Annotated in this window: 6 protein-coding genes; 2 read left to right on the top strand and 4 right to left on the bottom strand. The window is 73.1% G+C overall.

All coding sequences use genetic code 11. From position 1 onward, the window contains the following. Window positions 1-147 precede the first annotated feature (147 nt). Window positions 148-570: a nucleoside-diphosphate kinase gene (gene ndk, locus ONA70_RS33340; protein WP_265010460.1), complete on the bottom strand. Its 423-nt coding sequence runs from the start codon at window positions 568-570 to the stop codon at window positions 148-150. A 144-nt stretch (window positions 571-714) separates the two neighbouring features. Between ndk and ONA70_RS33335 the strand changes: the two genes are divergently transcribed. Continuing rightward, window positions 715-1,959 carry a VOC family protein gene (locus ONA70_RS33335; protein WP_265010459.1) on the top strand — a complete coding sequence of 415 codons (1,245 nt, stop codon included), beginning with the start codon at window positions 715-717 and terminating at the stop codon, window positions 1,957-1,959. A gap of 24 nt (window positions 1,960-1,983) precedes the next feature. On the opposite strand, the gene ONA70_RS33330 is transcribed toward ONA70_RS33335, so the two are convergent. The 3 genes from ONA70_RS33330 to ONA70_RS33320 are packed head-to-tail and all read right to left on the bottom strand — an operon-like array spanning window position 1,984 to window position 6,421. Then, window positions 1,984-2,481, bottom strand: coding sequence for a DUF4233 domain-containing protein (locus tag ONA70_RS33330; protein ID WP_265010458.1), 498 nt, complete (start codon window positions 2,479-2,481; stop codon window positions 1,984-1,986). Further along, on the bottom strand, window positions 2,478-3,812 hold the full coding sequence (locus ONA70_RS33325) for a bifunctional folylpolyglutamate synthase/dihydrofolate synthase (RefSeq protein ID WP_265010457.1): 1,335 nt from the start codon (window positions 3,810-3,812) through the stop codon (window positions 2,478-2,480). The genes ONA70_RS33330 and ONA70_RS33325 overlap by 4 nt, the downstream gene beginning before the upstream one ends. Further along, the gene (locus ONA70_RS33320; protein WP_265010456.1) at window positions 3,809-6,421 is read right to left on the bottom strand and encodes a valine--tRNA ligase; all 2,613 of its coding nucleotides are present in this window, start codon (window positions 6,419-6,421) and stop codon (window positions 3,809-3,811) included. The genes ONA70_RS33325 and ONA70_RS33320 overlap by 4 nt, the downstream gene beginning before the upstream one ends. A 69-nt stretch (window positions 6,422-6,490) precedes the next feature. Between ONA70_RS33320 and ONA70_RS33315 the strand changes: the two genes are divergently transcribed. After that, window positions 6,491-7,171: a hypothetical protein gene (locus ONA70_RS33315; RefSeq protein WP_265010455.1), complete on the top strand. Its 681-nt coding sequence runs from the start codon at window positions 6,491-6,493 to the stop codon at window positions 7,169-7,171. Window positions 7,172-7,227 lie beyond the last annotated feature (56 nt).

Here is a 7,227-nt window from a genome sequence, read left to right as displayed (position 1 = left end):
CCTCTACCCACCCCCGCCCCCCTCCGGCTCGCCGCGCCCCCCGGCCTCTACCTGGTCGGCAACCCCGACAAGCTGACCCGCCTCACCCGCTGAGCACGCGACACGGCCCCGGTCCCACGGTGAGGGCCGGGGCCGTGCGCGACGAGGTCAGCCCAGCTCGGGGAACCAGAGCGCGATCTCGCGCTTGGCGCTGTCGACCGAGTCGGAGGCGTGTACCAGGTTCTCGCGGTTGGAGAGGGACAGGTCGCCCCGGATGGTGCCGGCGGCGGCCTTGCGGCCGTCGGTGCTGCCGATCATCCCGCGGACCACCTCGATCACCTGGTCGCCGGAGAGCACCAGCGCCACCAGCGGGCCGCCGGTCATGAACGCCTTCAGCGGCGGGTAGAACGCCTTGTCCACGTGCTCGGCGTAGTGCTGGTCGGCGAAGTCGCCGTCGAGCGTCCGCGTCTCCATGGCGTCGATCCGCAGGCCCTTGCGCTCGAAACGGGAGATGATCTCGCCGATCAGGCCGCGGCGAACCGCGTCGGGCTTGATCAGTACGAGCGTGCGCTCGTCCGGGCTGCTGGACACGCTGGGTTCCTCCTGTGCGCGGAAGCGGGTCGGGCTGGGTACGGTCAGCGTAGCGACCCGGTCCCGGCGCCAGGTCGGCGGCCGCTCTTTCCCTCGGTCGCCGATCCGGCCTAGCCTGGCCCTGGAACCCCTGGGAGGTCCACTGTGGCGAATGGCGGGAACCGACCGGTCGCGCCGGTGCGCAAGCTGATCGGCGCGGTGCTGGGCACCGTGGCGACCTTCATCACCCTGTTCGGGCTGGGGATGACGAGCTGGGCGATCGTGGCCCTCGGCGTGGCGCTGCTCGTGCTGGCGATCGCCCTGGCCACCGTACGCGGCGGCGGGCGCACCTGGGTGGTCGGGCTGGGCCACGTGCACAGCGCCTCCGAGCCGCCCACGCAGTACGCGTTCGGCCGCTGCGAGCTGCAGCTGGTGATCGACGCGCCCGGGCTGCCGCCCCGGTCCAAGAAGATCATCGAGCCCCGGGTCCCGGTCGCCAAGTGGCCGTCGCTGGGCCAGGCCCTGCCGGTCCGGGTCGCCCTCGACGACCAGCGGCACGTCCGCGTCCTCTGGGACGAGGTGCCCACCCACGCCGAGAGCGCCGCCGCGGTCGCCGACCTCCCGCCCGAGTACGCCGGCCCGGACCCGGTCGAGGAGATCCTGATCGCGCAGGAGGCCCCGCCGTGGGCCGACCGGGCCCCGGAGGACGACTTCCGGGAGGACTTCCCGCCCGCGCCGGACCCGCTCCTCGACGACGTCGGCGGCCGCCCCGAGGAGCGCGAGCCGGTCGTGGTGCACCAGCGTCCCGGCGGCCCCAAGGTGCTGGAGGGCGAGGTGGTCGAGCCGATGACCGCCGGCCCGCTGCCCCGCCGGGCACCGGCCCCGCGCCCGCCCGCCGAGGAACGGTTCGACACCGTGCCGGTCGACTCGATCGACGTCCCGCTGGACGAGGCCGCCGAGCCGTCACCCACGCCGGAGGAGCTGGACGAGGCCATCTTCGGACCGGCCGGCGACGAAGCCGCCGACGTGGCCGCCAGCCCGATCAGCGGCGTCGGGATCACCCTGCTCGTCACCGACCTGGGCCGGTCCCTCGACTTCTACCGGGACCTGGGCTTCGAGGAGATGGACCGGGGCGCCGGCAACGCCGTCCTCGCCTCCGGGCCGACCCGCCTGGTGCTGCGCCAGGTGGCCGGGGCCGCCCCGATCAGCCGCCGGCTGGTCCATGTCAACCTCGAGGTCGACGACATCCAGGCGGCGTACCGGCGGCTGCGCGACTCGGGCGTCCGGTTCACCTACGCCCCCCGGGTGGTGAACCGGGGCACCAAGCTGGAGGTGTGGGCGGCGGCCTTCAAGGACCCGGACGGGCACGGCGTCGCGCTCACCCAGTGGCGCACCCTCGCCGACGCCTGACGTGCATTCAGCGGCAGGCCCCGGTCACCCGAGGATGACCCGCCGCACGTGCAGCGCGTACGCCCACACCAGGCCGAACATGACGCCCAGCACGAACAGCGACCAGTGCAGCAGCCCGGAGAGCAACAACAGGCCCTGCAGGACGGTGCCCGCGTGCCAGGCCCACGGCCGCTTCATCTGCCCGGCCAGCAGCACGCAGGCGACCGCCAGCGCCACGATCGCACCGATGGCCGCGCCGCTGAGGTGGCCGCCGACCAGCCGGATCGGCTGGATGGCCAGCAGCAGCACCAGCGCCTCCAACGCGAGGCTGCCCGCGCCGAGCCCCCGGACCGCCCGCTCCGGATTGCGCAGCCCCGACCGCCGCTCCCCCGGCCCGGCCGGGCCCTCGGGCCCGGTCCGCGGTGCGCCCGCCGGCCCGCCGGCCGGCCGGTCCGCCGCGTCGGGCCGGTCCGCCGGGCCGGTCGGGTCCACCGCGCCGGACACCTCCGCCGCGTCGGGCCGCTGTTCCGCCGGGCCGCTCATCGCTTGAGCAGCCGGCGGGCGTCGGCCACGGTCACCACCGATCCGGTGATCAGCACCCCGACCCCGGCCAGCTCGCCGGGCACCTCGGACTCGGCCTCGGCGACGGCCGCCTCGATGGCGTCCGGCATCTCCTCGGCGACCTGCACCCGTTCCGGCCCGAAGACCTCGCGGGCCAGCGCGGCCAGTTCGTCGACGGGCATCGCCCGGGGCGAGCTGTTCTCGGTGACCACGATCGAGTCGAGCACCGGCTCCAGCAGCTCCAGCAGGCTGGCCGCGTCCTTGTCGCCGAGCACGGCGAGCACGCCGACCAGCTTGCTGAACGCGAACTCCTCTCGGAGCGCGGTGACCGTGGCGGTCATCCCGTGCGGGTTGTGCGCGCCGTCGAGCAGGATCGTCGGCGCGGTACGCACCTTCTCCAGCCGCCCCGGCGAGGTGGCCGCGGCGAAGCCCTCCCGGACCGCCTCGATGTCCAGCTGCCGCCGCGCCCCCGCGCCGAGGAACGCCTCCACGGCGGCGAGCGCCACGGCCGCGTTCTGCGCCTGGTGGGCGCCGTGCAGCGGGATGAAGATCTCCTCGTACACCCCGCCCAGGCCCTGGATGGTGAGCACCTGGCCGCCGACGGCGACCGACCGGCGCAGCACCCCGAACTCGGCGCCCTCGCGGGCGATGGTGGCGCCGACCTCGGCGCAGCGCTCCAGGATCGGCCGGGCGGCCTCCTCCTCCTGCGCCGCCGCGATCACCGTGGCGCCCTTGTGGATGATGCCCGCCTTGTGCAGCGCGATGTCCTCGACGGTGTCGCCGAGCCACTCGGTGTGGTCGAGCCCGATCGGGGTGAGCACCGCCACCCCGGCCTGGATCACGTTGGTCGCGTCCTCGGCGCCGCCGAGGCCCACCTCCACCACGGCGACGTCGACCGGCGCGTCGGCGAACGTGGCGAACGCCAGCGCGGTGGTCAGGTCGAAGTAGGTCAGCGGCTCGGCGGACCGCTGGTCGACCAGCTCGGCCAGCGGCGCCACCTCCCGGTACGTGGCGACGAACCGCTCCTCGCTGACCGGCTCGCCGTCCAGGCTGATCCGCTCCCGGACGGTCTCCAGGTGCGGGCTGGTGTAGCGGCCGGTGTGCAGCCCGAACGCCCGCAGCAGCGAGTCGATCATCCGGGCCGTGGAGGTCTTGCCGTTCGTCCCGGTCAGGTGGATCGACGGGTACGCCCGCTGCGGGCTGCCGAGCAGGTCGAGCAGACTCTCGATCTTCTCCAGCTCGAAGTGCATGCGGGTGAAGCCGCGCGCGTTGAGCGCGGCCTCCACCTCGGCGAATTCGGTACGGTCGGTCACGAGGGCAGCGCCTCCAGGGCGGCGTCGATGCGGACCAGATCGGCCTCGGCCACCGCGAGCCGCTCCCTGATCTTGGCGACCACGGGCTCGGGCGCCTTGCCGACGAACGCCGGGTTGTCCAGCTTCGCCCGCGCCTGCGCGGCCTCCTTCTCGGCGGCCGCCCGGTCCTTGGTGAGCCGGGCCCGCTCGGCGGCGATGTCGATCGAGCCCCGGGTGTCCAGCGCGACGCTCACCTCACCCGGCATGGCGAGGGTGGCGCTGGCCTGGAAGTCGCCACCGGCCGCGTCGAGACGGACCAGCGAGCGGATCAGCGGCTCGTGCGCGGCGATGCCCGCGCCGGCGAGGCCGTCGAGTCGGGCCGCCACCCGCTGGGTCGGGCGCAGGCCCTGGTCGGAGCGGAACCGCCGGATCTCGGTCACCACCCGCTGCAGGGTGCCGACCTCGCCCTCCGCGGCGTCGTCGACGAGGGTACGGTCGGCCACCGGCCAGGCCGCCTTCATCACCGTCTCGCTGCCGGTGAGCGCGGTCCACAGCTCCTCGGTGACGAACGGCACGACCGGGTGCAGCAGGCGCAGCAACTGGTCCAGCACGTGCCCGAGCACCCGGCGGGTGGCCTCGGCCGCCGGCCCGCCCTCGGCGAGCACCGGCTTGCTCAGCTCCACGTACCAGTCGCAGACGTCGTCCCAGGCGAAGTGGTAGAGCAGGTCGCAGACCTTGGCGAACTCGTACGCCTCGAACTGCTCGTCCACCTCGGCGGTGACGTGCGCCAGCCGGGACAGGATCCACCGGTCGACGGTCGACCGGGCCTCGGGCAGCGGCCCGTCGGTGTGCGCGCCGTTCATCAGCGCGAACCGGGTGGCGTTCCACAGCTTGTTGCAGAAGTTGCGGGAGCCCTGGCACCACTCCTCGCTGACCGGCACGTCCTGACCGGGGTTGGCGCCCCGAGCCAGGGTGAACCGGGTCGCGTCGGCGCCGAACCGGTCGATCCAGTCCAGCGGGTCCACCACGTTCCCGAACGACTTCGACATCTTCTTGCCGTGCTCGTCCCGGACCATGCCGTGCAGGGCGACCACGTCGAACGGCTGCACGCCGTCCATCGCGTACAGGCCGAACATCATCATCCGGGCGACCCAGAAGAAGAGGATGTCGTAGCCGGTGACCAGCACACTGGTCGGGTAGAACTTCGCCAGGTCCGGGGTCCGCTCGGGCCAGCCCAGCGTGGAGAACGGCCAGAGCCCGCTGGAGAACCAGGTGTCCAGCACGTCCTCGTCCTGCCGCCAGCCCTCGCCGGTCGGCGGCTGCTCGTCGGGGCCGACGCAGACGATCTCGCCGTTCGGGCCGTACCAGACCGGGATGCGGTGGCCCCACCAGAGCTGCCGGGAGATGCACCAGTCGTGCATGTTGTCGACCCAGGCGAAGTAGCGCTTGGCCAGTTCGGCCGGCTCGATCTTGACCCGGCCGTCCCGGACCGCGTCGCCGGCGGCCTTGGCCAGCGGGGCGGTGTTGACGAACCACTGCAGCGACAGCCGCGGTTCGACCGTGGTCTTGCACCGGGAGCAGTGCCCCACCGCGTGCACGTACGGCCGCTTCTCGGCGACGATCAGGCCCTGCTCGCGCAGCGCGGCGACGATCGCCGGCCGGGCCTCGTACCGGTCGAGTCCCTCGAAGGGGCCCGGCGCGGTGATGATGCCCCGCTCGTCCATGATCGTCAGCGACGGCAGGTCGTGCCGTTGGCCGATCTCGAAGTCGTTCGGGTCGTGCGCGGGGGTCACCTTGACCATGCCGGTGCCGAAGCTCGGGTCGACGTGCGCGTCGGCCACGATCGGGATCCGCCGGCCGGTCAGCGGCAGCGCCACCTTGGTGCCGATCAGATGCTGGTACCGCTCGTCGTCCGGGTGCACCGCGACCGCGGTGTCACCGAGCATCGTCTCGGCCCGGGTGGTGGCCACCACGACCTCGTCGCTGTAGCGGATCGAGATCAGCTCACCCTCGTCGTCGGTGTGCTCCACCTCGATGTCGGACAGCGCGGTCAGGCAGCGCGGGCACCAGTTGATGATCCGGTTGGCCCGGTAGATCAGGCCGTCGTCGAAGAGCTTCTTGAACATGGTCTGGACGGCGTGGGACAGGCCCTCGTCCATGGTGAAGCGCTCGCGGTCCCAGTCGACCGCGTCGCCGAGGCGCCGCATCTGGCCCAGGATCGCGCCGCCGGACTCGGCCTTCCACTGCCAGACCCGCTCGACGAACTTCTCCCGGCCCAGGTCGTGCCGGGACAGGCCTTCGCCAGCGAGCTGCCGCTCGACCAGGTTCTGGGTGGCGATGCCGGCGTGGTCCATGCCGGGCAGCCAGAGCGCCTCGTAGCCCTGCATCCGCTTACGCCGGCTCAGCGCGTCCATCAGGGTGTGCTCGAACGCGTGGCCCATGTGCAGCGAGCCGGTCACGTTCGGCGGCGGGATGACGATGGTGAAGGGGGGCTTGTCGCTCTCCGCCGACGCCCGGAAGTGGCCGGCGGCTACCCACTGCTCGTACCGTCGCTGCTCTACCTCGCCGGGCTGGTACTGGCCGGCAAGGGTCGGGGCGTCGGGGCGTCGGGCATCCAGTCTCTCGGTCACCCTGAAAGTCTACGGAGCGCTTTCGGAGACCCGACGTGCGCCACCTCCTGTTCGCGTACGGTGGCGGACATGTCCGACGCGCATCTCACCGAGCGGCCGGTCGACCCGGGGTCCGAGCCCGTCGACCTGACCGACGAGCCGATCCAGCTGAGCCGCCGCGACCCGGCCCTGGAGCCCGGCGCGGACCGTCCGGCCTCGCGTCGGCGCCGGATCGTCCTCGGCGCTGCCCTGGCCGTCGGCCTGGCGGGCCTCGGCGCGCTGGGCGTCGGCGGCTGGCGGATCCTGGCGGAGAAGGACACCTCGCTGAACCCGCCGGCGAAGCTCGCCGGGCTGACCCGGGACGACAGCGACCGCGCCCGCACCACCGCCGACTACCTGCGGGACGGTTTCGCCGCGGACATCGACCTGGACCGCAGCTTCGGCACGGTCTACAGCGACCCGGCGGACGCGAAGCGGGCGGTGCTCGTCTTCGGCGGTACGACCCTGCTGTGGCAGCCGGAGCGCGACCTGGACAGCCTCTTCGGGTTGATGGCCGACGAGACCGGCAAGGTCACCGCCCTGCGCAAGGTGGACGCCGGACGCCTCGGCGGCGTGATGAAGTGCGGTACGACCAGCGGCGACGGCGGCGAATTCGCGGTCTGCGGCTGGGCCGACCACGGCAGCGTGGTGATGGGGATGTTCCCGGGCCGGTCGGTGGCCGACTCGGCGGTGCTGTTCCGGCAGCTGCGTGAGGGCATCCAGAGCCGCTGACCACGCTCTTCCACCGGAACGCCGCCGCTCGCCGGCGGCGTTTTCGCGGTCCCGGT

The sequence above is a fragment of the Micromonospora yasonensis genome (assembly GCF_026013475.1).
Taxonomy (GTDB): Bacteria; Actinomycetota; Actinomycetes; order Mycobacteriales; family Micromonosporaceae; genus Micromonospora; species Micromonospora yasonensis.
This window is presented reverse-complemented; position numbering and strand designations above follow the sequence as displayed.

Coding starts and splice junctions, on each gene's coding strand:
- ONA70_RS33330 (WP_265010458.1), bottom strand. CDS start 2,481: ATGAGCGGCCCGGCGGAACAGCGGCCCGACGCGGCGGAGGTGTCCGGC.
- ONA70_RS33315 (WP_265010455.1), top strand. CDS start 6,491: ATGTCCGACGCGCATCTCACCGAGCGGCCGGTCGACCCGGGGTCCGAG.